The 25,621-nt window shown below is 62.6% G+C and carries 23 protein-coding genes and 1 tRNA gene; 8 read left to right on the forward strand and 16 right to left on the reverse strand.

Going from position 1 to position 25,621, the window contains the following annotated elements:
• The first annotated feature begins 4 nt into the window (after positions 1-4).
• Positions 5-1,291: an urea ABC transporter substrate-binding protein gene (gene urtA, locus AC0QUY_RS14370; protein ID WP_475387395.1), complete on the forward strand. Its 1,287-nt coding sequence runs from the start codon at positions 5-7 to the stop codon at positions 1,289-1,291.
• 87 nt (positions 1,292-1,378) lie between these two features.
• Here the strand turns inward: urtA and AC0QUY_RS14375 are convergent, their stop codons facing one another.
• Positions 1,379-2,563, reverse strand: a complete 1,185-nt coding sequence (locus AC0QUY_RS14375) for a M24 family metallopeptidase (RefSeq protein WP_475387315.1) — start codon at positions 2,561-2,563, stop codon at positions 1,379-1,381.
• Positions 2,564-2,931: 368 nt separating this feature from the next.
• Between AC0QUY_RS14375 and AC0QUY_RS14380 the strand changes: the two genes are divergently transcribed.
• From AC0QUY_RS14380 to AC0QUY_RS14395, 4 genes are read left to right on the forward strand one after another with little or no spacing between them, the layout of a single operon-like run.
• The gene (locus AC0QUY_RS14380; RefSeq protein WP_475387316.1) at positions 2,932-3,951 is read left to right on the forward strand and encodes a TRAP transporter substrate-binding protein; all 1,020 of its coding nucleotides are present in this window, start codon (positions 2,932-2,934) and stop codon (positions 3,949-3,951) included.
• Between the two features lie 16 nt (positions 3,952-3,967).
• Positions 3,968-5,869, forward strand: a complete 1,902-nt coding sequence (locus AC0QUY_RS14385) for a TRAP transporter large permease (RefSeq protein ID WP_475387317.1) — start codon at positions 3,968-3,970, stop codon at positions 5,867-5,869.
• Between the two features lie 29 nt (positions 5,870-5,898).
• Positions 5,899-7,548 carry an acyl-CoA synthetase gene (locus AC0QUY_RS14390; protein WP_475387318.1) on the forward strand — a complete coding sequence of 550 codons (1,650 nt, stop codon included), beginning with the start codon at positions 5,899-5,901 and terminating at the stop codon, positions 7,546-7,548.
• A 14-nt stretch (positions 7,549-7,562) separates the two neighbouring features.
• Entirely contained in the window at positions 7,563-8,150 is a 588-nt protein-coding gene (locus tag AC0QUY_RS14395; protein ID WP_475387319.1) for a DUF2199 domain-containing protein, read from the forward strand.
• 9 nt (positions 8,151-8,159) lie between these two features.
• Here AC0QUY_RS14395 and AC0QUY_RS14400 read toward each other — a convergent pair whose 3' ends face one another.
• The 4 genes from AC0QUY_RS14400 to metG form a co-directional block, all read right to left on the reverse strand.
• A complete protein-coding gene (locus AC0QUY_RS14400) occupies positions 8,160-8,792 on the reverse strand; it encodes an antibiotic biosynthesis monooxygenase family protein (protein WP_161854599.1) in 633 nt (210 codons plus the stop codon).
• Positions 8,793-8,973: 181 nt separating this feature from the next.
• On the reverse strand, positions 8,974-9,771 hold the full coding sequence (locus AC0QUY_RS14405; protein ID WP_475387320.1) for an MBL fold metallo-hydrolase: 798 nt from the start codon (positions 9,769-9,771) through the stop codon (positions 8,974-8,976).
• Entirely contained in the window at positions 9,768-10,559 is a 792-nt protein-coding gene (locus AC0QUY_RS14410; RefSeq protein ID WP_475387396.1) for a TatD family hydrolase, read from the reverse strand. The genes AC0QUY_RS14405 and AC0QUY_RS14410 overlap by 4 nt, the downstream gene beginning before the upstream one ends.
• 14 nt (positions 10,560-10,573) lie before the next feature.
• Complete coding sequence (gene metG / locus AC0QUY_RS14415; protein WP_475387321.1) at positions 10,574-12,184, reverse strand: methionine--tRNA ligase; 1,611 nt, start codon at positions 12,182-12,184, stop codon at positions 10,574-10,576.
• 13 nt (positions 12,185-12,197) lie between these two features.
• Here metG and AC0QUY_RS14420 point away from each other — a divergent pair, with 13 nt between their 5' ends.
• Entirely contained in the window at positions 12,198-12,548 is a 351-nt protein-coding gene (locus tag AC0QUY_RS14420) for a hypothetical protein (protein ID WP_475387322.1), read from the forward strand.
• Between the two features lie 14 nt (positions 12,549-12,562).
• Here the strand turns inward: AC0QUY_RS14420 and AC0QUY_RS14425 are convergent, their stop codons facing one another.
• The 3 genes from AC0QUY_RS14425 to AC0QUY_RS14435 are packed head-to-tail and all read right to left on the reverse strand — an operon-like array spanning position 12,563 to position 15,485.
• Positions 12,563-13,603 (reverse strand): DNA polymerase III subunit delta', encoded by a 1,041-nt coding sequence (locus tag AC0QUY_RS14425; RefSeq protein ID WP_475387323.1) that lies wholly within the window; start codon positions 13,601-13,603, stop codon positions 12,563-12,565.
• Positions 13,600-14,286 (reverse strand): dTMP kinase, encoded by a 687-nt coding sequence (gene tmk, locus AC0QUY_RS14430; protein ID WP_475387324.1) that lies wholly within the window; start codon positions 14,284-14,286, stop codon positions 13,600-13,602. Before tmk ends, AC0QUY_RS14425 begins: the two co-directional genes overlap by 4 nt.
• A gap of 2 nt (positions 14,287-14,288) precedes the next feature.
• On the reverse strand, positions 14,289-15,485 hold the full coding sequence (locus AC0QUY_RS14435) for a D-alanyl-D-alanine carboxypeptidase family protein (RefSeq protein ID WP_475387397.1): 1,197 nt from the start codon (positions 15,483-15,485) through the stop codon (positions 14,289-14,291).
• Positions 15,486-15,715: 230 nt separating this feature from the next.
• Here AC0QUY_RS14435 and AC0QUY_RS14440 point away from each other — a divergent pair, with 230 nt between their 5' ends.
• Positions 15,716-16,660 carry an alpha/beta fold hydrolase gene (locus AC0QUY_RS14440; RefSeq protein WP_475387325.1) on the forward strand — a complete coding sequence of 315 codons (945 nt, stop codon included), beginning with the start codon at positions 15,716-15,718 and terminating at the stop codon, positions 16,658-16,660.
• On the opposite strand, the gene AC0QUY_RS14445 is transcribed toward AC0QUY_RS14440, so the two are convergent.
• Positions 16,657-17,580: a septal ring lytic transglycosylase RlpA family protein gene (locus tag AC0QUY_RS14445; protein WP_475387326.1), complete on the reverse strand. Its 924-nt coding sequence runs from the start codon at positions 17,578-17,580 to the stop codon at positions 16,657-16,659. The two genes, AC0QUY_RS14440 and AC0QUY_RS14445, sit on opposite strands and share 4 nt — an antisense overlap.
• A 954-nt stretch (positions 17,581-18,534) precedes the next feature.
• Here AC0QUY_RS14445 and AC0QUY_RS14450 point away from each other — a divergent pair.
• A tRNA-Ser gene (locus AC0QUY_RS14450) sits at positions 18,535-18,624 on the forward strand.
• 725 nt (positions 18,625-19,349) lie between these two features.
• Here AC0QUY_RS14450 and ccoS read toward each other — a convergent pair.
• The 7 genes from ccoS to ccoO form a co-directional block, all read right to left on the reverse strand.
• A complete protein-coding gene (gene ccoS, locus AC0QUY_RS14455) occupies positions 19,350-19,535 on the reverse strand; it encodes a cbb3-type cytochrome oxidase assembly protein CcoS (RefSeq protein ID WP_475387327.1) in 186 nt (61 codons plus the stop codon).
• Positions 19,535-21,727 carry a heavy metal translocating P-type ATPase gene (locus tag AC0QUY_RS14460; protein WP_475387328.1) on the reverse strand — a complete coding sequence of 731 codons (2,193 nt, stop codon included), beginning with the start codon at positions 21,725-21,727 and terminating at the stop codon, positions 19,535-19,537. The genes ccoS and AC0QUY_RS14460 overlap by 1 nt, the downstream gene beginning before the upstream one ends.
• A 13-nt stretch (positions 21,728-21,740) precedes the next feature.
• Positions 21,741-22,238, reverse strand: coding sequence for a FixH family protein (locus AC0QUY_RS14465; RefSeq protein WP_475387329.1), 498 nt, complete (start codon positions 22,236-22,238; stop codon positions 21,741-21,743).
• Positions 22,239-22,258: 20 nt separating this feature from the next.
• Entirely contained in the window at positions 22,259-23,722 is a 1,464-nt protein-coding gene (gene ccoG / locus AC0QUY_RS14470) for a cytochrome c oxidase accessory protein CcoG (RefSeq protein WP_475387330.1), read from the reverse strand.
• A 99-nt stretch (positions 23,723-23,821) separates the two neighbouring features.
• Positions 23,822-24,694, reverse strand: coding sequence for a cytochrome-c oxidase, cbb3-type subunit III (gene ccoP, locus AC0QUY_RS14475; protein ID WP_475387331.1), 873 nt, complete (start codon positions 24,692-24,694; stop codon positions 23,822-23,824).
• A gap of 7 nt (positions 24,695-24,701) precedes the next feature.
• Positions 24,702-24,866: a cbb3-type cytochrome c oxidase subunit 3 gene (locus tag AC0QUY_RS14480; RefSeq protein ID WP_161854634.1), complete on the reverse strand. Its 165-nt coding sequence runs from the start codon at positions 24,864-24,866 to the stop codon at positions 24,702-24,704.
• 12 nt (positions 24,867-24,878) lie between these two features.
• Complete coding sequence (gene ccoO / locus AC0QUY_RS14485; protein ID WP_475387332.1) at positions 24,879-25,613, reverse strand: cytochrome-c oxidase, cbb3-type subunit II; 735 nt, start codon at positions 25,611-25,613, stop codon at positions 24,879-24,881.
• Between the last annotated feature and the right edge of the window lie 8 nt (positions 25,614-25,621).

Here is a 25,621-nt window from a genome sequence, read left to right on the forward strand (position 1 = left end):
ATCAATGATGCCAGGTGCGGTGCCATGTGTCTTGGCAAGGTTGTTCGGCCTGTGGCTGATGCTCGCAGTTTCGGCGGCTCACGCCGGCGAGGACACCATCAAAATTGGAATTCTCCATTCCTTGTCGGGCACCATGGCAATCAGCGAGTCCGTGCTCAAGGACACCGTCCTCATGCTGATTGCGGATCAAAACAAGAAGGGTGGGCTGCTTGGACGGAGACTGGAGCCAGTCGTTGTGGATGCCGCGTCCGATTGGGATGTCTTTGCGAAGAAAGCGAGGCAGCTAATCTCCAACGACAAGGTCGCCGTTGTATTCGGGTGCTGGACCTCCGCCTCGCGCAAGTCCGTGCTGCCGATTTTCGAGGAACTGAACGGCTTGCTCTTTTACCCCGTGCAGTACGAGGGTGAAGAAAGTTCGCGTAACATTTTCTACACCGGGGCCGCGCCCAACCAGCAAGCAATTCCGGCCGTTCGATATCTGATCAGCAACGAGGGAGGCAAGGTTCGCAGATGGGTTCTGCTCGGTACCGACTACGTCTACCCGCGCACGATCAACCGAATCCTGAGCGCGTATCTTGCTGCAGAAGGGGTGTCGCCGGATGACATCATGACGATCTATACGCCGTTCGGTCATTACGAATGGCGAGAGATCGTCGGGCGAATCAAAGCCTTCGGTTCGGAGGGAAAAAAGACCGCAGTCATATCAACCGTTAACGGAGATGCAAACACGTACCTCTACAGCGAACTGGCAGCCCAGCAGGCAGACGCCAACGCAGTACCAGTGATGGCTTTCTCGTTCGGCGAGCGCGAATTGCTGGGTGCGGACATTGCCCCCGTCGGGCATCTGGCGGCCTGGAATTACTTCCAGTCGATCAAGTCAGCAGAGAACGACGCTTTCGTGAGGATGTGGGCGGACTTCAACAAGCAACGAGACAAAACCACGAATGATCCGATGGAAGCCACCTTCATTGGGTTCAGGATGTGGGCACAAGCCGTCGTTCAAGCGGGCACAACCGACATAGATGCGGTCCGGCAAGCCATGTACGGCCAGAGGATCAACGCACCGAGCGGCTTCGAGGTTGCAATGAACACCAACCATCATCTTTCCAAGCCAGTCATGATAGGCAAGATAAATTCTTCCGGGACCTTCAATGTCATTTGGCGGTCGATCAATCCGGTCCGAGCCGATGCCTGGAGCAAGTACATCCCCGACAGCGCCAACCGTACAGCTGATTGGACCTTTCCCTGGGTCTGCGGGGGATGCATCGAGCCGACGTTCAAGGAGTGGTGAGGAGTGGCGGACTCAGTTGGAAACCAACCCGCGGGCGGTGAGGTGGAGAAGGCCTGATTGTCGGAGCGCGGTGAAAGCCAAACGGCCTCAACGCGCCTGTGCGCTGCCGCCGATGTTCCAACCGCGGCCGCCTTCGCCAAAGATCTCGTGGCCTGTTGCCTTCACCGCAACCGTGTCCTCCAGCTTGATGAAGCCGCGCGTGGGATGCTTCATCGTTGTTTCGATCGACACCACCATGCCGGGCTCCAATGGCCGGCGCGCGTCCGGATCGTCGTAGGGAATGGGACCTGTAGCCGTCAGGCGAGGGGCCTCATGGCTGACCAGCCCCATGCCGTGCGCGAGAAAGTCGGTACATTCGCGCTGGCTGGAGCGCGCGAGCTCTCTCTCAGCCGCGACATAAATTTCACCGCCCATGGCACCCGGCCGAACGGCGGAGAACGCCGCCCGCTGGATGGTTTCGATTTCGGCCAGCAGGTCCATGAGCTGGCTGTCCGGCTCGCCCAGCACCGCCATCCGCGCGAGATCGCCGATATAGCCGTGGTAGTTACCGCCGGAATCCAGCGACAGCACGTCGCCGTTCTCCCAGCGCTGTGCCGAAGGCGCCCGGTTGTGGCTGGAGCCGCAAGCCAGCAGGCAATACTCGAACGTCAATCCGCGGTTCACCTCCGCGATCTTCAGCGCATCGGAAAGCTGCTGCTTGGTGGTGCCCGGGCCGTGGTTCGCGATGACCTCGATCATGGAGTCGATCACCAATTCCGACGCCTTCTTCAGCCTGGCCAATTCGGCCGGCGATTTCACGGCACGCAGGCGTTCGAGCACCAGCAGCGCATCCTTGATCTCGCTACCGGGCAGGGCATCCGAAAGGGCCCTGCCGGCGTCCATCGGCAGGAACGGCATCTCGACGCCGACCCGCTTCATCGGCACGCCCGCGCCCTTGATCAGGCCGACCGCCTGTGAAACGGCATCCACCGATCCGTTGCCTTCGGTACGGGCCTGCGGAACCCACAGCGGGGCGACGGCCCGCTGATGGGTCTCCAGCCGATGCCCGATATAGACCGCCTTGTCTGGCGCGCCTTTCGGATAGATCACGACCGGCAGGTAGCGGCTAACCCCGAGCGCATCCATGTAGTCGAAGAAGATCGCGCGCTCGGCGCCGAGCAGATATTGGACATTGTGTTTGGACGTCGCGACCAGGATGTCGAGCCCGGCCGCTTCCATCAGCAAGTCGAGCTTGGCCGTGTCGAATGGAATGGCGCGCGATTGTCCTTGCATGATGAACCTCCCGATGCCGCTGGCGCCGGCCTGGACCGCATTTGTGGGCGGGATGTGGGCTGCTACCAGCGACGAAATCAACGAGCTCCAATGCAGATTAACGAATGCTGGCTGGCTGTTGACCCGCATATCCATAATTCGCATAAGGTATATTATGGAATATCTATATCTACAATTAGATCAAATATTTAGCCGGATATCCTGGCAAACCGGACCAGCCTGACAGCTGTACAGGCGTTCGTTTGGCCTAAGCAGGCCTGACCCGCCAAAGCCTGTGTTGCCGCCGCGTGCCGACGCTGCAATAAGCGCCCGAGTATCTCGCGACATCGGGTCGTCTCAAGAACAACAACCCTTAAGGGAGAACAAGGATGAGTTTTTCACGACGCACGCTTCTCAAGGCATCCGCTGCGTCAGCGGTTTTGGGCGGCATTGGCGCGCCGTTGGTGGCGCGGGCCCAGACCGCCGAATTTACCTACAAATACGCCAATAATCTTCCTGACGGCCATCCCATGAACGCCCGGGCCAAGGAAATGGCCGCGGCGATCAAAGCCGAGACCAATGGCCGGTTCGACCTGCAGATTTTCCCGAACAACCAGCTCGGTTCCGATACCGATATGCTGAGCCAGATCCGCTCGGGCGGCGTCGAGTTTTTCACGCTGTCGGGCCTGATTCTGGCGACGCTGGTGCCGGCGGCGTCGATCAGCGGCATCGGCTTTGCTTTTCCGGACTACGACACGGTCTGGAGGGCCATGGACGGGGGCCTGGGCGGCCATATCCGTGGCGAGATCACAAAGGCGAACCTCGTGGTGATGGAGAAGATCTGGGACAACGGCTTCCGCCAGACGACGTCATCGACCAAGCTGATCAACGGTCCTGAGGACCTCAAGGGCTTCAAGATCCGGGTACCGGTGTCGCCGCTCTGGACCTCGATGTTCAAGGCGTTCGAGGCGGCGCCCGCCTCGATCAATTTCAGTGAAGTTTACTCCGCATTGCAGACCAAGATCGTCGAGGGCCAGGAAAATCCGCTCGCGATCATCTCGACCGCGAAACTGTATGAAGTGCAGAAGTTCTGCTCGCTGACGAACCATATGTGGGACGGCTTCTGGTTCCTGGCGAACCGCCGCGCCTGGGAAAAGCTCCCCGAGGATGTCAGGGCCATCGTCGCCAAGAACATCAATGCGGCGGCCGTCAAGGAGCGCGAGGACGTCGCCAAGCTCAATGCCGGGCTGCAGCAGGAACTGGCGGGCAAGGGCCTTGCCTTCAACCAGCCCAACGTGACGCCGTTCCGCGACAAGCTGCGCTCCGCCGGCTTCTACGCCGAATGGAAAGGTAAATATGGCGATCAGGCCTGGGAGCTGCTCGAGAAGTCCGTGGGCAAGCTCTCGTAGCGTCTGAGCGACCGTCATGGCTCATGCCGAATTGAGTGAGGGCATTGGCGGCGAGGTGGGTCAGTCCCCTCCTCGCCGCCGACCGTTGCTGGCGTCGATCGAACACGCCCTGGGAGTGCTGGTCGAGCTTCCGGCCGCGCTTCTGGTCATAGCCGAGATCATGATCCTGTTTGCAGGCGTGGTGGCGCGCTATGCGCTGCACCAACCGTTGATCTGGTCGGACGAACTCGCCTCGATCCTGTTCCTGTGGCTTGCCATGCTGGGTGCCGCAGTCGCATTCCGCCGCGCCGAGCACATGCGGATGACGGCGGTGGTCGCCAGCGCGAAGCCCGCCATGCGCGCTTATCTCGATCTGGTGGCGACGTCGGCGGCGCTGGCGTTTCTCATTCTGATCGCCTGGCCGGCCTACGAATACGCCTACGAGGAAAGCTACATCACCACGCCGGCGCTGCAGATCAGCAATATCTGGCGCGCTGCGGCGCTGCCGGTCGGCATTGCCCTGATGGCGATGTTTGCGCTGCTGCGGCTGGCCCGCGCGAGCAATTTTCGCACGGTGCTGGCCGCGATCCTCTCGGTGGCGCTGGTCATCGGGATATTCTGGCTGCTCAGGGGCTCGCTCAAGCCGCTCGGCAACCTCAACCTGATCATCTTCTTTGTCGGCGTCGCCGGCTTCTGCGTGTTCGCCGGCGTGCCGATCGCGTTCGGCTTTGGTCTGGCGACCTATGGCTATCTGGCGCTGACCACGGGCACGCCGCTGATGGTGCTGGTCGGCCGCATGGACGAGGGCATGAGCCACCTCATTCTGCTGTCGGTGCCCCTCTTCGTCTTCCTCGGTCTGTTGATCGAGATGACGGGCATGGCGCGCGCCATGGTGGCGTTCCTGGCAAGTCTCCTGGGCCATGTCCGCGGCGGACTGCATTACGTGCTGGTCGGGGCGATGTATCTGGTCTCGGGCATCTCGGGCTCCAAGGCTGCCGACATGGCCGCCGTGGCGCCGGTGTTGTTTCCGGAAATGAAGGCGCGGGGCGCCAAGCCGGGCGATCTGGTCGCACTCCTCTCCGCGACGGGCGCACAGACCGAAACCATCCCGCCGAGCCTGGTGCTGATTACCATCGGCTCGGTCACCGGTGTGTCGATCGCGGCGCTGTTCACCGGCGGCCTGTTGCCGGGCCTGGTGCTGGCGATCACGCTGTCGGCGCTGGTGTGGTGGCGCTACCGGAACGAGGACCTGCGGCATGTCACGCGGGCGAGTGCCGGCGAGATCGTCCGCGCGTTTGCCATCGCCCTGCCCGCCATCGCGCTGCCGTTCGTGATCCGCTACGCGGTGGTCGAGGGCATTGCGACCGCGACCGAGGTTTCCACTATCGGCATCGTCTATGCCTTCATCGTCGGCTTTTTTGTCTACGGCCTCCTGATCTACCGCAATTTCGACTGGCGGCGGATCGTGCCGATGCTGGTCGAGACCGCGGGCCTGTCGGGCGCGATCCTGCTGATCATCGGCTGCGCCACCGGCATGGCCTGGGGTCTCACGCAGTCCGGCTTTTCGCGGACGCTGGCAGCCGCCATGACCGGCCTGCCCGGCGGCTCGTCGACATTCATTGCGGTCTCGATCGTGGCCTTCGTGATCCTGGGCAGCGTGCTCGAGGGCATTCCGGCGATCGTGCTGTTCGGGCCTTTGCTGTTTCCGATCGCCCGCACGGTGGGCGTGCACGAGGTCCACTATGCGATGATCGTGATCCTCGCGATGGGAATCGGGTTATTCGCGCCGCCCTTCGGAGTAGGCTATTATGCGGCGTGCGCCATCGGGCGCGTCGATCCGGCCGAGGGTATCCGGCCGATCTGGGGTTACCTATTGGCGCTGATGGTCGGCCTGATTATCGTGGCGATCTTCCCGTGGATTTCCATCGGGTTCTTGTAAGGTCTAATTTTGTAAATGGGACACAGCTGATGAGCGCAGCCCAGAACCAGTATTCCATCGGATTGGACAAGACCCCGGCGAACTATGTGCCGCTGACGCCTTTGAGCTTCCTCGCCCGCAGCGCTGCCGTCTATCCGGATCATGTCAGCACCGTCTATGAAGGCCGCAGCTTCACCTGGGCCGAGACCTACGCGCGGTGCCGGCGTTTTGCGTCATGGCTCGCCGGACGAGGTATCGGCGACGGCGATACGGTAGCAGTGATGCTGCCGAACGTCCCGGCGATGAACGAGGTGCATTTCGCGGTCCCGATGGCGGGTGCCGTGCTGAACGCGCTGAACATCCGGCTCGACGCCCCCTCGATTGCCTTCCAGCTCGATCATGGCGGCGCGAAAATCATCCTCGTCGATCCGGAATTCTCTGGCGTGATTGCGGAAGCGCTAACGCTGATGCAGGGGCCGAAACCGTTCGTCGTCGATGTCGACGACGCGGCTTTTGCCGGCGGCAAGCGGATTGGTGAGATTGAGTACGAGGCGGCAGTTGCGGCGGGCGATCCCGGCTTCGTCGCGCGGCTGCCCGGCGATGAATGGGACGCGATTGCGCTAAGCTATACTTCCGGCACCACTGGCAACCCGAAGGGAGTCGTCACCCACCACCGCGGCGCCTATCTCAACGCCGTCAGCAACATCCTGGCCGGCAATCTCGGCCAACATCCGGTGTATCTCTGGACGCTGCCGATGTTCCATTGCAACGGCTGGTGCTTCCCATGGACGGTCGCGGCCTCCGCCGGCATCAATGTCTGCCTGCGCAAGGTCGATCCGGCCAAGATCTTCGAGCTGATCCCGAAACACGGCGTCACCCACATGTGCGGCGCGCCGATCGTCTACAACACGCTGATCAACGCGCCCGGTGCGCCCAAGGGCAACGCCGCGCGCCCCGTCGTCGGATTGATCGCAGGTGCTGCGCCGCCGGTCGCCGTGCTCGAGGGCGCCGAAAGCATCGGCATCAAGCTGACGCATGTGTACGGCCTGACCGAGGTCTATGGCCCCGCCTCCGTCTGCGCCGAGCAGCCGGGCTGGGATGAGCTGCCCGCCGACCAGCGCGCCCAGATGAAGCGCCGGCAGGGCGTGCCCTACCCGCTGGAGGAAGCCGTCACGGTGCTCGACCCCGATACCATGCAGGAGGTGCCGCGCGACGGGGAAACCATCGGCGAGGTGATGTTCCGCGGCAATATCGTAATGAAGGGCTATCTGAAGAACGAGAAGGCGACGCAAGAAGCCTTCGCCGGCGGCTGGTTTCACACCGGCGATCTCGGTGTGCTCGACGAGCACGGCTACGTCATCATCAAAGACCGCTCCAAGGACATCATTATATCAGGCGGTGAGAACATCTCCTCCGTCGAGGTCGAAGATGTCCTCTACAAGCATCCTGCCGTGCTGTTCGCAGCCGTGGTCGCCAAGCCCGATTCCAAATGGGGCGAGGTGCCCTGCGCCTTCGTCGAGTTGAAGGAAGGCGCCAAGGCGACGGAAGCCGAGATCATCGCCTTCTGCCGCAGCCAGATGTCCGGCTTCAAGACGCCGAAGGCGGTGGTGTTCGGCGTCATCCCGAAGACGTCCACCGGCAAGATCCAGAAGTTCATGCTGCGTGCTCAGGTGGATTCGGCGAAAGCGATTTCGGCCTGACGCGCATGAGCCCAATGAAGGACGATCTCGATTTGGCCAACGATCCGCGCTGGCGTCGGCTATGGGATCGGCCGTGGTCTTGTGGAGTCTGCGGCGAAACGCATCACGGCCTGATTGACCTGGCTTGCGGTAATCCCGCGCAATGGCCCGGTACTGAGGACAAGGCGCCCAACAGCGCGCTGGACCTCAGCGGCAACTTCCTCTCCGAGGATTTCTGCGTTCTGGACGGACAGCATTTCTTTGTGCGGGCGGTGCTCGAGCTGCCGATCCGAGGCGGCAGCGACCAACCATTCGGCTTCGGTGTGTGGACGACCCTGTCACGCCAGAATTTTGTGCGCTACGTCGAGACATTCGATAGGGGCGAACAGGACGAACTCGGCCCATGGTTCGGCTGGTTCTCCAATCGGCTTGAAGGATATCCCGATACGCTGAACCTCAAATGTCAGGTTCATCTAGTGAGCGGCCGACAGCGACCGCGTGTAGTACTGGAACCCACCGACCATCCTCTTGCAGTCGAGCAGAGGAGCGGCATCACCTTTGACCGGCTGCTTGAGCTTTATGCCATCAGCGGCCATGACATAAGATCGTCGCTCGGCGACTGAATGCAGCCTCTATGCTGATGCTCGTTCCACGGGCGGATAGTATTGCGGCGCTTCAGCGCGTTCGAACATGCTGTAGTCGCGCATCACTTCGAAGACTCGAAAGTACTGTACCGTCGGATCGGCAAACAGGCGGGAGCCGAATTCGACGCCTGCTTGGTCATTTGGCAGATCGATCAGGTGCGCAAAGTGCTCGTCACGATAGACGCTTGTGAAAGCGTCACGGCGCCATTTGGTCTCGGCCGGTAGCGTGGCATGCTTTGATTCAGCGGCGAGGATATAGGTCGGCTTGCGCCTTGCCGGATCGTTATAGGGAGTGCGCCGCTCAGGCTGCCAGATCGGCTGCCCCGGCTTTGCTTCGTGGATGACCTGCGCGACGCGGATGCGATAGTCCGAAAAGACTCTCTCGCGGCCGATGGTCTGGACATCATGATGGCGCGCATGCGCCCGCCACGCCGTCAGCGCCCCCTCGTCCTGCCAGATCTGGTAGGACAGCAGCAGGTTCTCCCGCGTCAAGCTCCTGAAGCGATCGATGAAGAGGCAGCCACCCATCGCCTCAAGGTCAGGCTTCAGCGAGGCCGCGAGATCGAGATATTGATCGCGGTGTCCTGGCCTCGTCTGGACTTCAAAGAACAGGCCAATCATCGAAACTCCTCCACGGCCTACGATCGAGTTTGCACTGCGCAATCGATCTTCTGTCCGGGTTCTCAAGTACCAGCCTCATCCCGTCATAGGCCGGTACGGCGCCCGGCGAAAGGCCCTGTCGCGGTGTCTTTTGGTCTAGAATGTGCGTGTTGGCGCGGACGGCGCAAGCCGCGCGGCGGTCCTAGCCGAGCTCCAGCCGCATCCCATCATAGGCCGGAATTACGCCATCCGGCAGGCTCTGCCGCAACACCTCATAATCGAGGTCCGAATGCATGTTGGTGATCACGGCCTGCTTCGGCTTGAAGCGCTCGATCCATGACAGCGCATCGTTGACGCTGAAATGGCTGGGATGACCGGCATAGCGCAGTCCATCGACGATCCACAGATCGAGATTTTCGAGCGCCGGCCAACTCTCCTCGGGAATGTCGTGCAGGTCGGGCGTGTAGGCGGCGGCTCCGACGCGGAATCCCAGCGCCGGAATCCTGCCGTGATGAACCAGAAAGGCGGACAGTTTGACCGGGCCGCCCTTCCCTTCGGTGGTATGACTCTCGCCGGCTTCGATCGAATGGCGCGTCAGGATCGGCGGATAGTCGCTGCCTTCCGGCGAGATGAAGCAATAGGAGAACCGCGCCATGATGTCTTTGGCGGTCGACTGGTTGAAGTAGACGGGAATGCGGCGGCGCTGGTGCAGCACGACCGAACGCAGGTCGTCGATGCCGTGGGTCTGGTCGGCGTGTTCATGCGTCAGGTACACCGCGTCAATGTGATCGACATTGGCGTCGATCAATTGCTCGCGCAGGTCGGGCGAGGTGTCGATCAAGATCCGCGTGGTGCCGTGCGCGCCGGTACGCTCGACCAGCAGCGAGCAGCGGCGGCGGCGATTTTTGGGATTGTTGGGATCGCAGGCGCCCCAGCCGAGCGCCGGACGCGGCACGCCGGCGGAGGATCCGCAGCCAAGGATCGTCAGCGTCATCTTCATGCGGCCGCCTTCGCCGCCGGCACTTTGGAGAACAGACGGAAGAAGTTTTCCGTCGTTTGCCGCGAGATCTCCTCCAGCGAGACTCCGCGTGTCTCTGCCAGCACCTTCGCGACCTCAACCACGTAAGACGGCTCATTGCGTTTGCCGCGAAACTTGCCGGGCGCCAGATATGGCGAGTCGGTTTCGACCATGATGCGATCGGCCGGCAGTTCAGCCGCGAGTTCGCGCAACGCTTCGGACTTCTTGAAGGTCAGGATGCCCGTGAAAGAGATCGAAAGGCCCAGACCAATCGCCTTCATCGCCAGTTCGCGCCCGCCGGTGTAGCAATGCAGCACCGCGCGGAAGGGCCCCTTGGCAATCTCGTCTTCAAGGATGCGGCCGCAATCCTCGTCGGCTTCGCGAGTATGGATCACCAGCGGCAGGCCGGTAGCGCGCGCGGCAGCAATATGGGCGCGAAAGCCGCGCTGCTGCGCCTCGCGCGAGCCGTGTTCATAGAAGTAGTCCAGCCCCGCCTCCCCCAGCGCCACCACCTTCGGGTGTTTGGTCAGCTCGATCAACTCGCTCGCCGGAATACCGTCTTCCTCATCGGCATTGTGCGGATGGGTGCCGACCGAGCAAAAAACATTGGGAAACCGCTCGGCGATGGCGAGCAGCTCGCCGAGCCGCTTCACCCGGGTCGAAATCGTGACGATGCGGCCGATCCCCGCCGTCTCGGCGCGCGCGACGATGGCATCGAGATCCTCAGCAAAATCCGGGAAGTCGAGATGGCAATGGCTGTCGACGAGCATGGCTTGCAAACGGCTCAATCCGCCTTTGGTTCGACATAGCGCGGAAATACCCCGACCGGCGGCGGCAAATTCGTGCCGGCCGTGATCCGCGTCCCGATCGCCGCAAAGTCCCTTGCGTCCTGGGGAACGCCAAGGCTGTCGAGCAGCTTGCTCGAGGCGCCCGGCATCACCGGTTGCGTCAGGATCGCGACTTGCCGCACCACTTCCGCGGTCACATAGAGCACGGTTTTCTGCCTCGCCGGATCGGTCTTGGCCAGCGCCCATGGCGCCTCGCCCGCGAAATAGCGGTTGGCCTCCGCGACCACGGACCACACCACGTTCAGCCATTGATGGATTTGCTGGGTCGCCATCGCGGTCCGCGACGCCTCCAGCATGGCATCTGCTTCCGCCAGGATTTCCTTGTCATTGTCGGTGAATTCGCCCGGCTCCGGCAGCACGCCGCCCAGTTGCTTGGCGATCATCGACAGCGAGCGCTGCGCCAGATTGCCGAGATCGTTGGCGAGATCGGCATTGATGCGCGCGACAATGGCTTCATGGTTGTAGTTGCCGTCCTGTCCGAACGGCACCTCGCGCAGGAAGAAATAGCGCATCTGGTCGACGCCGTACTGATCGGCCAGATTGAAGGGGTCGACGACGTTGCCTACCGACTTCGACATCTTCTCGCCCCTGTTGAACAGGAAGCCGTGCGCATAGACCCGCTTCTGCACGGGAATGCCGGCCGACATCAGGAACGCCGGCCAGTACACCGCATGGAAGCGGATGATGTCCTTGCCGATGATGTGCACATCCGCCGGCCAGTAGCGCCAGTTCGCATCGTTCTCGTCGGGGAAGCCGACGCCGGTGATGTAGTTGGTGAGCGCATCGACCCAGACATACATCACATGTTCGGGGTCGTTCGGGACCTTCACGCCCCAGTCGAACGTCGTGCGCGAGATGGAGAGATCCTTCAGGCCGCCCTTCACGAAGCTGACGACTTCGTTACGGCGCGAATCCGGGCCGATGAAATCCGGCTGGCTCTCATAGAGCTGCAGCAAGCGATCCTGATAGGCGGACAATTTGAAGAAGTAGCTCTTCTCCTCGACCCATTCGACCGGCGAGCCCTGGGGGCCGCGACGCACATTGTCCTCGCCGAGGACGGTTTCCTCCTCGGCGTAATAGGCCTCGTCGCGCACCGAATACCAGCCGGCATAGGTGTCGATATAGATGTCGCCGTTCTGCTGCATTCGGTTCCAGACCACCTGGACCGAACGATGATGGTCGGGCTCGGTGGTGCGGATGAAGCGATCGAACGACACGTTCAGGCGTTCGTCCATCTCCTTGAACCGGCCGGCATTGCGCGCGGCGAGTTCGGCGACGCTCATGCCTTCGCTCTCGGCGGTCTGCACCATCTTCAGGCCGTGCTCGTCGGTGCCGGTGAGGAAAAACACATCCTTGCCGTTGAGCCGCTGAAACCGCGCCAGCGCGTCGGTCGCGATCGCCTCGTAGGCGTGGCCGATATGCGGAATGCCGTTCGGATAGGCGATCGCGGTCGTGATGAAGTACGTGTCGCGCTCGGCAGCCGCCGCCGGCTTGGCGGCGGGCGCCGGCTTCGAGCGTGGCGCGGCGGGCTTCGGACTTTCTGCCACGGGCGCCGCTTGAATGGCAGGGCTCGCTTGTTGCGGCGTTACCGCGCGCTTCTTCGGCGCAGTTTTCGTTGCGGACTTCTTGGCTGATTTTTTGACGGCCTTCTTCGCGACCTTCTTGGCCGACTTTTTCGCGGCTTTCTTCGGAGCCTTCTTTGCAGCCTTCTTCGAAGCCTTGCCGGCCTTCTTCACACCGCGCTTGCTCGTGGTCATACTTTTCTTGGCCGCACGCTTTTTCGCCGCTGCCTTCTTGCTGGCGCTAGCGGATGGCGACTTGCGAGCCTTCTTCGTCTTGCGCTTTTTCGAAGCTTTCTTTCCAGCCGTCGCCACCACGAATTCCTTTATGACTCAAAGATTGTTGGATTGAGATCAGGCGGAGCGTTACCGCGTCGCGTCCGCGAGCATCCCGAACACCGAGAAAACCAGCGGTTTTCGCTCCAAATTATAGGATTCGGTGTCGCGCGCGGCGCGGACGATCTTTTCCCATACCTCCGCCAGCCGTGCAAGGCGGGGCAGATTTGCGTTGGCGTCGCCAGCACGCAGCTTTTCGCCGATCCAGCGATCGATGCCGTCGATGAAGGCGGCCAGCGCCACACGGTCGCTGGTGCCCAGCGCCTCGCCAAGGGCATGCAATTCGCGCGGATCGACCTGCGGCAGCGTCGCCAGCAGCGCCGCAGTCCGCTGCTGCAGCTTCAGCGCGTCGCCGCCGAGCAGCGTCAGCGCGCGGGACACGCTCCCCTCCGCGGCATCGGCAGCCTCCGATAGCGCCGGATCATCGGGTGCGATGTCAGCGGCCCGCGCTGCTGCGCGAATGACGTCGTCGGCCGCAAGCGGCCGCAGCGGCAGCTTGCGGCAGCGGGACAGGATCGTCGGCAAGGCCCGCGCCGGCGAATGGCTGACGAGCAGGAACAGCGATCGTTGCGGCGGTTCCTCGAGAATTTTCAGCAGCGCGTTGGCGGCGTTCGGATTGAGCTCGTCGACGGTGTCGACGATGCAGACCCGCCAGCCATCCACCGCCGCGGTCGAGCCGAAGAACGAAATCGTCTCCCGCGTCTCGTCGACGGTGATCACGGTCCGCATCACACCGCGATCGTTGAGGCCGCGCTCCAAAACCAACAACCCGCCATGCGCGCCGGCGGTGACTTGACGCGCGACATGATCATTCGGATCGAGCGCCAGCGTCTCGGCGCGCTGCACCGAAGGCAGGACTGGATTGGGATTGGCGAGCACGAAGCGCGCCATGCGATAGGCCAGCGTCGCCTTGCCGATGCCTTGCGGTCCGCCGATCAGCCAGGCATGCGGAATGCGCCCGCTGCGGTAGGCTGTCAGCAAGGCGGTCTCCGCCTCGCGGTGGCCGAACAGATCGGCCGTTTCGCGGGGATGCCTGATCGCCGTCTCCTGCTCGGCCTTGCGTGCGCTCATGCCGTTCCCGCCTTATTCGGGACCGCGAACAGGTGATCGCGCAGCGCCGTCCAGACGCGGCCGGCAACCGTGTCTGCGTCGGCATTGGCATCGATCAGCACGCAGCGTTGCGGCTCTTCCGCGGCGATCTGCTTGTAGGCATCGCGCAGCCCCTGATGGAATTGCAGATCTTCCGCCTCGAACCTGTCCGGCACGCCGCTGCCGCGGCGGGCCGCGGCGCGCTGGTGGCCGACTTCCACGGGAATATCCAGAATGATGGTCAGGTCCGGCTTGAGATCACCGATCGTGACCCGCTGCATGGCGTTAAGAACGCCGGGCGCGACCTGCCCCAGTCGACCCTGATAGGCACGGGTCGAGTCGGAGAAGCGGTCGCACAGCACCCATGTTCCCTGGCTGAGCGCCGGCTGGATGACGGTGCGAACGTGGTCGTCGCGCGCGGCCGCGAACAGCAATGTCTCCGCCTCCGGTCCCAGCAGCTTGCCCATTCCCGACAGCACGAGATGCCGCATGATTTCCGCGCCCGGCGAGCCGCCGGGTTCGCGGGTGACGATGGCGCGCAGCTTCGCCGCCGCCAGACGCTCGGCGAGCTTCTTGATCTGCGTGGACTTGCCGGAGCCCTCGCCGCCTTCAAAGGTAATGAACTTCCCGCGTCCGGATGGCCGCTGCAGCGTTGCCTGGTTCATGCTCAGAGCTTCTCTGCACTCGCGCGGAACACGCCGATGACGAGCTCGCTGGCTCCGTCGATCGCGCGGCGCATGGTCGATCCGGTGCCAACCGCTTCCGCAGCATAGACCGGCGCCTCCACCGCGACATTGGCGCCGCGCCAAACCTTGACGACACCGACCGGCTGGCCGGCCTCCACCGGGGCCCGCACCGGACCATTGTAGACGATGCGCGCGATCAGTTTCTCGTTGCCGTTCTTCGGCACCATCACCTTGATCGGCTGCGGGCTGGCAAGCTTCACCGAGCGGCTTTCGCCGCCGAACACCTTGGCATAGCCGACCTGCTGGTTGGCCGCGAACAGAGTGCGGGTCTCGAAATTGCGAAAACCCCATTCCAGCATCTTCTTGGCCTCAGAGGCGCGATCATCGGGATCCTCGAGCCCGTTGATGACGACGATCAGCCTTGTATCGTTCTGCACGGCGGAGCCGACCATGCCGTAGCCGCCTTCCTTGGTGTAGCCGGTCTTAAACCCGTCGGCGCCGTTGAGCGTGTTGAGAAGCGGATTGCGGTTCTGTTGGCGGATCTTGTTCCAGGTGAACTCCCGCTCGCCGAACAATTTGTACATGTCGGGATAGGCCACGATCAGGTGACGGGCGAGCTTTGCCAGCTCGCGAACCGTCATCTTGTTGGCGGGATCGGGCAAGCCGCTGGAATTGCCGAATGTCGACTTCGTCAAGCCAATCTCACGGGCGCGCTTGGTCAGGAAGTCGGCGGCAAAGATCCGCTCATTGCCGGCCATGCCTTCGGCCAACGCAATGCAGGAGTCATTGCCGCTTTGAATGATCGCGCCCTTCAACAGGTCGTCCACCGAGACCTTGCTGTTGAGAATGGCAAACATGGTCGAGCCGCCGGCCGGCGCACCGCCCTTGCGCCAGGCGTTCTCGCTGATCCGGTATTCGTCCGTCAGCTTTACCTTGCCTTCCTTGATGGCGTTGAAGACGACCTCGACCGTCATCAGCTTCATCATGCTGGACGGCGCTCGCAATTCGTCGGCGTTCTTCTCGAACAGCACGCTGCCGCTGGAACCTTCGATCAGGATTGCAGTCGGCGCATCGCCGTCAAAGCCGCCGTCCTCTTTCTTCGGCGCGCCCTGCACGCTGTTGTTGGCGGCGTAGACGATCCCGCCCCAGCCCACCGCGAGCGCGACGGTAGCCGCCATCAGGCTTCGCCACGCAAGAACGGCCGCGGCGTCGGATTTGCGGGGAACGGAGGTCTCTGCTGCCATCGGCGATGTCCTGAATCCGCGCGTTCTAACAGTTGGAAGTATCGCAAACAACACAGGTTTTGGACGCGCAGCCGTGTCGATCCGATTGCGGCAGCGGACGAAGGAACATATCGTGGCAATGCCGCAATCTCCCGACAGAATACAAAAAACAGGGCGGAAACGCGATGCCATCTTCACGCACTATTTCCGCCAACGGGCTGGACTTCTTTATTGTTGAACAGGGTCAGGGTCCGCTGGTGCTGCTCTGCCATGGCTGGCCCGAACTGTCCTACTCTTGGCGGCACCAGATCCCCGCCATTGCCGAAGCCGGTTTCCACGTCGTCGCCCCCGACATGCGCGGGTTCGGGCGGACCAGCGCGCCGGCCGATGTCGGCGCCTACACCATCTTCCACAATGTCGGCGACATGGTCGCGCTGGTGGCGGCGCTCGGCGAAAAGCAGGCGGTCATTGTCGGCCATGACTGGGGCGCGCCGGTCGCCTGGCACGCGGCGATGTTCCGGCCCGATATCTTCACCGGGGTCGCTGGCTTAAGCGTTCCGCCACCCTCCCGCGGGCGCGGCCTGCCGCTCGAGACGCTCAGGCAGAACGACATCACCAATTTCTACTGGCAGTATTTTCAGGCTCCCGGCGTGGCGGAGGCCGAGTTCGAGCGCGACGTCGCGGCGACGATGCGAATCGTGCTGGCCGGGCGCGGGCTCTCCGATCCGGCGGCCCATCAGTTCGTGCAGGAGGGCAAGGGCTTCCTCGGCGATACCGACCCGAATCGACCTTTGCCGAACTGGCTGACCGAGGCCGACCTCGCCTATTTCGCGGCCGTCTATCAAGGGTCCGGCTTTCGTGGCGGGCTGAACTGGTATCGCAACATCGACCGCAATTGGGAACTGACGGCACCCTGGCAGGGCGCGCAAATCCACCAGCCCTCGCTGTTCATCGCGGGATCGAAAGACGGCGTCATTACCGGGCTGATTGGCGCCAAGCAGATCAAGGAAATGGAGCGCGTGCTGCCGAACTTGCGGCAGAAGCTGATTCTCGATGGGGCCGGACACTGGATTCAGCAGGAGCGGCCCGATGAGGTCAACGCCGCCCTGATCGCCTTCTTGAAGGGCTAGTAGAGGCCGCGGCCGCTGAGGACTTCGCTTGGCCCCCGCGGATCGACCGGCAGGTAAGCCTGGCTCGGGGCCGCATAGTTGGCCTCGTTCTCGTAGGACACCGCGCGCGGATTTTCCGCGGCACGGCCACGCGAACGGCTGGAGGCCGACATTTCCGAGGTGGCATTGACCGAGGCGTAGTCCGCCGAGGTATTGCCGAGGCTATAGGGCCTCCCCTCCGGCATCGGCACTTCGCCACGGATACGGCCCGCGGACGACGGCATCTCCGGAACAAACGGACGGGCCGAAGCCACCCGGACCGTGGCGGGGGACGGCGCGGGCTCGCCGGTCCGCAGCGTCGCCAGGAGCTGGCGGTCGTCGGAACCCTCGAGCGGGGCCCGGCCGACATATTCAACGCGGACCTTGGCGACGCCATTGGCTTTGAATTCAAGCAGTTCCGCGGCCTTGTTCGAGACGTCGATGAGCCGGTTGCCGTGATAAGGGCCGCGGTCATTGACGCGGACGATCAGCGACTTGCCGTTCCGGACGTTGGTGACACGGGCATAGCTTGGGATCGGAAGGGTCGGATGGGCTGCCGTTAGCGAGGTCATATCGAAGACTTCGCCATTGGCGGTCAGCCGGCCGTGGAAGTCATCGCCATACCAGGAGGCCATTCCCTCGGCGCGGTAGTTCGGGTCCTCTTCCGGCACGTAGACCCGGCCTGCGACGGTGTAGGGCTTGCCGACGCGGTAGGTTCCCCCGCCCTTCGGCACGGGATCGCCAAACGCCACGACGCGGGGGCTGGAGGAGACCCCGTATTTGGGATCGATGCGGCTGGCGAATTTCTCCGACGAGGCGCAATTGGCGAGGACAAGGCATGTTGCCACGGCAACAGTACCACGAACCGCCCGAACGATCGTTGTTGGCCGTCGAATCCCCATCACCCCAATTACCATTTTCAGCGGCCTGCTGCCTACGTTGAAGCGCTACGGCCTGATCCCCACGATGCGGCCCACCTCCGCATCACGTGGTGAAGATATCGCAACCGGAACACGGCGGAAATGGGGTGTGGTCGCGCGTGACGAATGATCTGGTCGCGTGTGGTGAATGAATGGTTGCCTGCTCTATCCGTTGATTTACGGGCACAGCGCCACGATTCATCGTGTATGCATCCTTCGTCTTAGGCCTTTCTGTGCCGCTTTCAGACAATCTGTTGCATCAAATCACCACTCACGACCGATCTGCGATTCCGCCCGGTGAATCTTTTTGACTGTGCAACGGTGGAGTCGTTCTGTGGATTGCAGGGGCGCAAAGGATTTGTGCGATGATCGAGACGGTTACAGCGGTGATGGGCCTGGTGAGCGCAGGCATTTTCTTAGCCCATGCATTTGAAGGCTATCGTTACAGAGCTTGAGTTTTGACGGCCGGGGTTCGGGTAGCCCGCCCGGACTTCAGACAGAGAAATGGCGATAGTTCGGATCAGGGATTCGGAAAGCTTTAATAAATTCGGACGAGCATCTGGTGTGGTAGGTGTCCCATGCGCAGCCACGACATAGTCTCCAACGGATTTCTCGCTCTGACGACGGCCAGTTTCGTGCTCCTCTGCTCGGGCCTGCTGGCAGTTGCATTCGGCTAGCGAAACGCCCGAACCAATTGGGGCAGCGATGCCGGGACGATGCGTCCCGGCGAAATTGGCAAGTGCCGACAGACCGCCGGCTAAGCGAACTGCCGCTGATCCGTCACCACCCTTTCCCGGTGCGTGCAGGGTGGCTTCTCCGGCTCAACCAGCGATACTGGTTCTTCGTGCCTACCGCCCCGGTGTTTCCCGACGAATCCAGTTTTCTTCTCTTGTGCTCCCACCTTCGCATCGGCTAAGCGCTTGATCGTAAAGGCAAGGAAGGGTGGCCGAGTGGTTTAAGGCACCGGTCTTGAAAACCGGCGTGCCTGCAAGGGTACCGTGGGTTCGAATCCCACCCCTTCCGCCAATTTAGCTAAATTACCGAAATTTCTGACCAATTCAGTCTTCTTACCCACACATCTGCCCACCCAGGTTCGCCAGCGGCGACTACCCCGAAGCAAGTAAATGCTGGTGTCGAGCGAACCTCTCGTATTCAAGCCGCGACGGAGTGATCATGGACACTCTCCTCATCGGCGCAGCGATCATCATCGCGCTCTATATCGCGCTCCGTCTTGTGCTGCGGTTCTACTTCCCGCCGGATACTTGATCTTGAATAGAGAGGCTAACCCCGCTTTCGATCTCACCCTCACCGGAAGTAGCAACGATCAAGAGTGGCGAATGGATATTGTCCGGCTCGCCACGTTCGTTCACCCACCAACGACTTCTCAGGATGAGGCTCTCAACGAGGTATGGGTAGTTCCCGGTTCGGACATTGGCAGGAGGCTCGATCACACGAGCGGCGATGCCGGGGAACGTGAGTCGGTAGACCTTCCCGATCTTTAGGCTTGATCCACGTCGCATCCAGCTCTCCTCCGTTCTCGCATTTTTTCAGCACGCATCTGAACTCGGTACCTTAACGATAGTTACGAGGGAGAATGGTTAAGAGAGGATTAATTTGGCCACCAAGCGAGACCTCCCCCTCTTCCGTCGACATGCGCCGGGGCGGCCGTCCCACTCGGGTCACCCACTGGAATGGTCTGGTCAGGCTGCGGGTGATCCTTGGCAGAAACAAGCGCCAACGAGCCCGAGCACCTAATGACGCCCGCTCACCGTCGAAGACGCCGTCTCCTCCGAAACTGGCTCATCATCGACAATCGCGCGCCACCCTGCCCCCTCCAAGTCGTCGTACTGGCCGTTCTTGAGCGACCAGAGAAAACCCGCCAGGCCGAGGGCGCCGAGCGTGAGTGCGAGCGGCACGAGAAATACCAGGACTTCCATCAGCAAAGCTCCCTCGCGCCGCGATGGGCGCGCAGCGCGTTCAAGATCACCAGCAGGGACGAGCCCGACATCGCGGCGGCGGCGACCAGCGGCGTGGCGAGGCCTGCGATGGCCAGTGGCACGGCAAGCAGGTTGTAGCCGGCGGTGAGCCACAGGTTCTGCCGCATCAGCAGCAGCGCCTTTTGCGAGAAGCCGATGGCCGCGACGACCGGCGCAAGGCGGTCGCCGAGGAACACCAGATCGGCGGTTGCCTGGCTCAAATGGGTCGCGCTGACCGGCGACATCGAGACATGCGCAGCCGCCAGCGCCGGCGCGTCGTTCATGCCGTCGCCGACCATCAGGACCTTGACGCCCTGACGTTTCAATTGCTCGATGCGGACAATCTTGTCTGCCGGCGTGACGCCTGCGCGCCATTCATGAATGCCGAGCTTTTCGGCCGCATGGCGCACCGCAGGTTCGCGGTCGCCCGACAGAATCTCGACTTCGATCCCGGCCCTGACGAGCGAGGCAATAGCGCCGGCCGCATCGGGGCGCAGGCGCTGCCTCACCGCAAAGACATGCCGCGTCTCGCCGTGACGGAAGGCGACGACGGAGGCCTCCGGATCGCGGTGCAGGATCTCGTTGGCGATCTGGTCCGCGCCGCAGAACGACGGCCGGCCCAACCGGACTTCGAGCCCGCGGACGAAACCGCGCACGCCCAGGCCGGCTACCTCCTCTACTCCGGCCAAGGGCGTCCTGGCGCCGGAGGCGCGGGCCACCGCGGCGGCGACGGGATGATGGCTGGCAAGGGCGAGCCGCCCGGCGAGCTCGAATACGTCTTGTGGCACGTCGACCGCATTGGTGACGTCAAGCTCCGGCAAGGTCAGCGTGCCCGTCTTGTCGAACACGGCGCGATCGACGTCGGCCAGCCGCTCGATGGCATCGCCGGAATTGAGCAGCACGCCGGTGCGGAACATGGCGCCCGAGACGACGGTCTGAACTGCCGGTATCGCCAGGCCCAGCGCACAGGGACAGGTGATGATGAGGACCGAGATAGCGGTAACGATAGCGTCGTGCCAGGTGGCGCCATAGGCCGCCCAGCCCAGCATGGTCAGCAGCGCCGCCGTATGCACCACAGGCGCATAGAGCCGCGAGGCGCGGTCGGCGAGCTGTACGTAGCGGGAGCGCGCCTGCACGGCATTGTCGAGCAGCCGGCTGATCTCCGCCAGCAGCGTGCCTTCGGACGCCGCCGATACCCGCACCCGCAAGGCGCCCGACAGATTGAGCGTGCCGGCATAGACGGCCGTGCCCGGCCCAGCCTTCACGGGCAGAGTTTCTCCGGTGATCAGGCTCTGGTCGATCTTGGACTGTCCCTCGATCACAGAGCCGTCGACGGCCGAGCGCTCGCCCGGACGTAGCAGGACGATGTCGCCGGCCTGTACCGCGGCAATCGGCACGACGCTGATTTCATCGGCGCCGATGAATTTGGTCGCCGTTTCTCCCTTGAGTGCGGCGAGGTTTCCGGCGACCGCCCGCGTCTTGCGGCGCATGCTCTGGTCGAGATAGCGGCCGGCCAGCAGGAAGGCGAGCAGCATCAGCGCGGCATCGAAATAGGCATGCTCGGCGTGGTGGATCGTCTCCATCACCGACATCGCCAGCGCCATCACGATGCCGATCGAGATCGGCACATCCATATTGGTGCGGCGCGCCCGCAAGGCGGTCCAGGCGGAGCGGAAGAACGGCTGCCCTGAATAGGCCGCCGCGGGCAAGGCAATCAGCGCCGACAGCCAGTGGAAGAAATCACGCTGTTCCGGGATCATGTCGCTGACGTTGCCGGACCATACCGGAATCGACAGCATCATGATGTTCATCGCGGCAAAGGCGGCAACACCGAGGCAGCGCAGCAGAAAGCTCGCCTGCTCGGTTTCGACAGCCTCGGCGCGGACAGGCTCGAACGGATAGGCTTTGTAGCCAAGCTCGGCCAGCCGGTCGATGAAGCGGGCCGGGTCGAGCGTGCCCTCCTTCCATTCCAGCGCCACGCGGCGGTCGGTCAGGTTGACGCGCGCCAGCGTGACGTTCGGCAGCGCGGAAAGACCGCGCTCGATCTTGGACATGCAGCCCGCGCAATTGACGCCCTCGACTGCCAGATCGATATGCGACAGCCCGGAGCCGAGATGCCGGACATAATGTGAAAAGTCTCGCGTCGCCTGCATTGATCGGGCCTTCCTAGTGCAACAACACGCGGTTTCTGGACAGGAACATCCGCTGTCCCGACGCGACACCTTCAAGCACCAGATCCCACTGCCCCGGCGCGATGGCGTCCGCGCTGCCGCGATAGATGCCGATCCCGACTTCGGCGAGCGATACCGGCAGATCGGCACGGCGGTCCGTCGGCCGCTCGAACCGGCCCTGGAATTTCAGGCCGGACATCGGCCGGCCGTCATGGTCGCGGGCCTCGACCTGTAGCGTCGCGCCGCCCTGCCCGCTGCGCTCGACATGGGCGTCGACCTTCCAGTTGCGCGCGCTCTGGGCATGGGCGGTAGCGATCTCCTTCTGATAGGCAAGGCTGGCAGCGTAGGCGCTGTCGACCTCGGTGCCCGGCAGGGTCTGGATCGCGAGCCGCATCATGAGGAGGTTGACCCCGATCACGACGCCGAAGAACACCACCATCATCACGAACACCGTGCGCCCGGTGATCGGTCTCGGCGTCCATGCCCTGTTCATGTGAATGCTCCCAAGGAATGTCATGGCGACACGAAATGGTCAGTCGCGGAGGCCACTTCGCCGAGCCCGATGTCGGTCACGCGGAAATTCACCGGAACGGATTTTCCGGGATTGCTCTCCGCAGGCGCTGTCACCAGCATCCGCAATTCCGTGGTGGTGTCGCGCGCCAGGATGATCATGGGCCGGTCCTGCGTCACGGAATCGGCTCCGATGACATGGAGCGTGGCGTTGACCGGGCCGTCGATATCGATCGCGATCACGCGGTCGAAGCCGCGCTTGTTCAATAGGCGCACGGTATAGGCGTTGCGGATCGATCCGTCGGAGAGTTTTACCGCGACTGGATTGCGGTCATGCAGCACGTTGATATCGAGCAGCGAGCGCGTCAGCAGCACATAGAGCATCACCGCGCCGACCGCAGCGATCATGGCGGCGTAGGTGACGGTGCGCGGCCGGATGATCCGGTAGATCGGCGGCTTGCCTTCCTGCCGCCGATGGATGTTGATGTCGTTGTCGTAGCCGATCAGGCGGGTTTCCCGACCGATCTTGGTCATCACGGTGTCGCAGGCATCAATGCAGAGGCCGCATTGGATGCAGTCGAGCTGCGGCCCGTTGCGGATGTCGATGCCGGTCGGGCACACGGCCACGCACTGATAGCAGTCGATGCAATCGCCGACTGGCTGACCGAGCGCGCGCAGTTCGTTCGCCTTCTTCAGCGATGTCCGCGCCTCGCCGCGATCGTATTTGTAGGTGACGTTGAGCGCCCATTCATCGGTGAGCGCGGCCTGGATGCGTGGCCATGGGCACATGTAGACGCAGACCTGCTCGCGCATGAAGCCGGCGAGCAAATAGGTCGTCGCGGTGAGAATGCCGATCCAGATATAGGCAATCATCGGCGCCTGGAAGGTGATGAGCTGCTTCACCAGTGTCGGCGCGTCGTTGAAGTAGAGCACCCAGGCGCCGCCGGTCCACCACGCGATCATCAGCCAGATCGAATGCTTCAGCAGGATCTCGGCAAAGCGCTCGAGCTTCATCGTGCCTTTGGCCGCATCCTTGCGCATGCGCTCGCGCCGGTCGCCTTCGATCATCCGCTCGATGGCATAGAATAAATCGGTCCACACCGTCTGCGGGCAGAGATAGCCGCACCAGATGCGGCCGCCGACAGCGTTCATCAGGAACAGCGTCAGGGCAGCTATGATCAACAGGCCGGTGAAGTAGTAGACTTCCTGCGGCCACAGCTCGATGAAGAAGAAATAGAAGCGGCTGTTCGGGAGATCGACCAGCACCGCCTGATCCGGGGCGCCGAGGCCTCTATTCCAGCGCACGAACGGCAGCAAGTAATAGACCCCGAGGCAGAACGCCATCAGTCCCCATTTGGTCCGGCGAAACGTTCCGGAAACGCTCTGCGGATAGACTTTCTTCTGCGCCGCATAAAGCGGCGCGTCGTCGTCAAGCTGCAGGTCGGTCGGGCTCACGGATTTGTTCATCGCCGGGTTGGTCTCGTCTCAGGCGTTCACTCTAGACCCAGCTCCATAGCCGCGTTTGATCCATCTCAAACAGAACGGCGACGCCGCATCGCCCTGTCGCTATTTGCCTCCACCGAGCGAGTGGACGTAGACCGTCAGCGCCTTGATCGTGGAGGGATCGAGCCGGCCGACCCAGGCGGGCATGACGCCGGCGCGGCCGTTGCTGATGGTCTCCACCAGCGTCGCCTCGTCCGATCCGTACAGCCAGATCTTGTCGGTCAGATCGGGCGCGCCGAGTTCCTGATTTCCCTTGCCGTTATCGCCGTGGCAGGACGTGCAGTTTTCCGCAAAGATCTTCGCGCCGGCGGCCTGATCGTACCCCGGCGCCGTCGGCAAGCCGGACAACGACCGGACATAATTGGCGACGGTCACGATCTGGTCCTTCTTGAGAACGCCCTCCTTGCCGAACGCCAGCATCGCGCTCTCATGCGCCTTCGGATGCCCCGAGCGGGCGCCGAACTGGATCGTCTGCATGATCTGGTCGAGGCTGCCGCCCCACAGCCATTCGTCGTCGTTCAGATTGGGATAGCCCTTGGCCCCCGCCCCGCCGCTGCCGTGGCAAGGCGCGCAATTGTCACCGAACACCGTCTTGCCGCGCGCGCGGGCGAGCGCCAGCAACGCGGGATTCTTCTCGATCTCCTCCAGCGAGGCAGCGCCAAGCGCCACCATCTTGTCGCCGCGGATCTTTTCCAGATTGGCCAGCTCGGCGGCAACCTCGGCGCGGGTGGAATAATTCCATATGCCCGTCGTGTGGCTCCAGAGCAGCGGCCACGCCGGATACACGATCCAGTAGCCGACCGCCCAGAGAATGGTCAGGTAAAAGGTGATCAACCACCAGCGCGGCAACGGCGTGTTGAGCTCCTTGATGCCGTCCCACTCGTGACCGGTGGTGGTTCTTCCGGATACATGATCGAGATCGCCGTGTTTCGTCATGATCGCATTACTCCTCGCGCAAAGGCATTTTCGCCGCTTCGTCGAAAGCGGCCTGGTTGCGCGGCCAAAGCGCGTAGGTCAGGATGGCGATGAAGATTCCGACGAAGATCGGCGTCCAGAACGTCGTGACCAGGTCCGACGCCAGGTTATGGACCGTGAGGATTGCTTTCATCGTTCTGCCTTCTCAGCGAAGATTTGCTTTTTCGTTGTAAAGTTTGAAGTCGACCAGCGTGCCGAGCATCTGTAAGTACGCGACCAGCGCATCCATTTCGGTCGGCGCGCCGCTCTTGCCGTCGAAATTGCGGGCAACCGCCTTCGGATAGCGCTTGGTGAAGGCATCCACGCCGGCATTGTCAGGATCGGCCTGTGCCTTGAGGTCGGCGATGGCATTGGCCACCTGGTCGTCCGAATAGGGCACGCCGACGGCGCGGTTGGTGCGCAGATGACCGGCCACGCTCGCCTCGTCGACTTCCGTCCGCGACAGGAAGGCGTAACCGGGCATCACCGACTGCGGCACGATCGCGCGCGGCTTGTTCAGATGCGTGACATGCCATTCGTCGGAATATTTGCCGCCGACACGAGCCAGATCGGGCCCGGTACGCTTGGATCCCCACTGGAACGGATGGTCATACATGCTCTCCGCCGCGAGCGAATAGTGGCCGTAGCGCTCGACCTCGTCGCGCAGCGGGCGAACCATCTGCGAATGGCAGAGGTAGCAGCCTTCGCGGACATAAACGTTGCGCCCGGCGAGTTCGAGCGGCGTGTATGGCCTGACGCCGTCGACCTTCTCGATCGTGCTCTTGAGATAGAACAGCGGGGTGATCTCGACGAGACCGCCGATGGCGATCACCACCAGAATTCCCGCGACCAGGACGATCGAGTTCTTTTCGAAGATTTGGTGCCGTGCCCAGAAAGACATTGTTGCGC

Source organism: Bradyrhizobium sp. WYCCWR15520, assembly GCF_056174665.1.

Excerpts from the sequence above, each read along its gene's own strand:
- urtA (WP_475387395.1), top strand. The coding sequence starts at position 5 with ATGATGCCAGGTGCGGTGCCATGTGTCTTGGCAAGGTTGTTCGGCCTG.
- AC0QUY_RS14375 (WP_475387315.1), bottom strand. The coding sequence starts at position 2,563 with ATGCAAGGACAATCGCGCGCCATTCCATTCGACACGGCCAAGCTCGAC.
- AC0QUY_RS14380 (WP_475387316.1), top strand. The coding sequence starts at position 2,932 with ATGAGTTTTTCACGACGCACGCTTCTCAAGGCATCCGCTGCGTCAGCG.
- AC0QUY_RS14385 (WP_475387317.1), top strand. The coding sequence starts at position 3,968 with ATGGCTCATGCCGAATTGAGTGAGGGCATTGGCGGCGAGGTGGGTCAG.
- AC0QUY_RS14390 (WP_475387318.1), top strand. The coding sequence starts at position 5,899 with ATGAGCGCAGCCCAGAACCAGTATTCCATCGGATTGGACAAGACCCCG.
- AC0QUY_RS14395 (WP_475387319.1), top strand. The coding sequence starts at position 7,563 with ATGAAGGACGATCTCGATTTGGCCAACGATCCGCGCTGGCGTCGGCTA.
- AC0QUY_RS14400 (WP_161854599.1), bottom strand. The coding sequence starts at position 8,792 with ATGATTGGCCTGTTCTTTGAAGTCCAGACGAGGCCAGGACACCGCGAT.
- AC0QUY_RS14405 (WP_475387320.1), bottom strand. The coding sequence starts at position 9,771 with ATGAAGATGACGCTGACGATCCTTGGCTGCGGATCCTCCGCCGGCGTG.
- AC0QUY_RS14410 (WP_475387396.1), bottom strand. The coding sequence starts at position 10,559 with ATGCTCGTCGACAGCCATTGCCATCTCGACTTCCCGGATTTTGCTGAG.
- AC0QUY_RS14420 (WP_475387322.1), top strand. The coding sequence starts at position 12,198 with ATGGCAGGGCTCGCTTGTTGCGGCGTTACCGCGCGCTTCTTCGGCGCA.
- AC0QUY_RS14425 (WP_475387323.1), bottom strand. The coding sequence starts at position 13,603 with ATGAGCGCACGCAAGGCCGAGCAGGAGACGGCGATCAGGCATCCCCGC.
- tmk (WP_475387324.1), bottom strand. The coding sequence starts at position 14,286 with ATGAACCAGGCAACGCTGCAGCGGCCATCCGGACGCGGGAAGTTCATT.
- AC0QUY_RS14435 (WP_475387397.1), bottom strand. The coding sequence starts at position 15,485 with ATGGCGGCTACCGTCGCGCTCGCGGTGGGCTGGGGCGGGATCGTCTAC.
- AC0QUY_RS14440 (WP_475387325.1), top strand. The coding sequence starts at position 15,716 with ATGCCATCTTCACGCACTATTTCCGCCAACGGGCTGGACTTCTTTATT.
- AC0QUY_RS14445 (WP_475387326.1), bottom strand. The coding sequence starts at position 17,580 with ATGGGGATTCGACGGCCAACAACGATCGTTCGGGCGGTTCGTGGTACT.
- ccoS (WP_475387327.1), bottom strand. The coding sequence starts at position 19,535 with ATGGAAGTCCTGGTATTTCTCGTGCCGCTCGCACTCACGCTCGGCGCC.
- AC0QUY_RS14460 (WP_475387328.1), bottom strand. The coding sequence starts at position 21,727 with ATGCAGGCGACGCGAGACTTTTCACATTATGTCCGGCATCTCGGCTCC.
- AC0QUY_RS14465 (WP_475387329.1), bottom strand. The coding sequence starts at position 22,238 with ATGAACAGGGCATGGACGCCGAGACCGATCACCGGGCGCACGGTGTTC.
- ccoG (WP_475387330.1), bottom strand. The coding sequence starts at position 23,722 with ATGAACAAATCCGTGAGCCCGACCGACCTGCAGCTTGACGACGACGCG.
- ccoP (WP_475387331.1), bottom strand. The coding sequence starts at position 24,694 with ATGACGAAACACGGCGATCTCGATCATGTATCCGGAAGAACCACCACC.
- AC0QUY_RS14480 (WP_161854634.1), bottom strand. The coding sequence starts at position 24,866 with ATGAAAGCAATCCTCACGGTCCATAACCTGGCGTCGGACCTGGTCACG.
- ccoO (WP_475387332.1), bottom strand. The coding sequence starts at position 25,613 with ATGTCTTTCTGGGCACGGCACCAAATCTTCGAAAAGAACTCGATCGTC.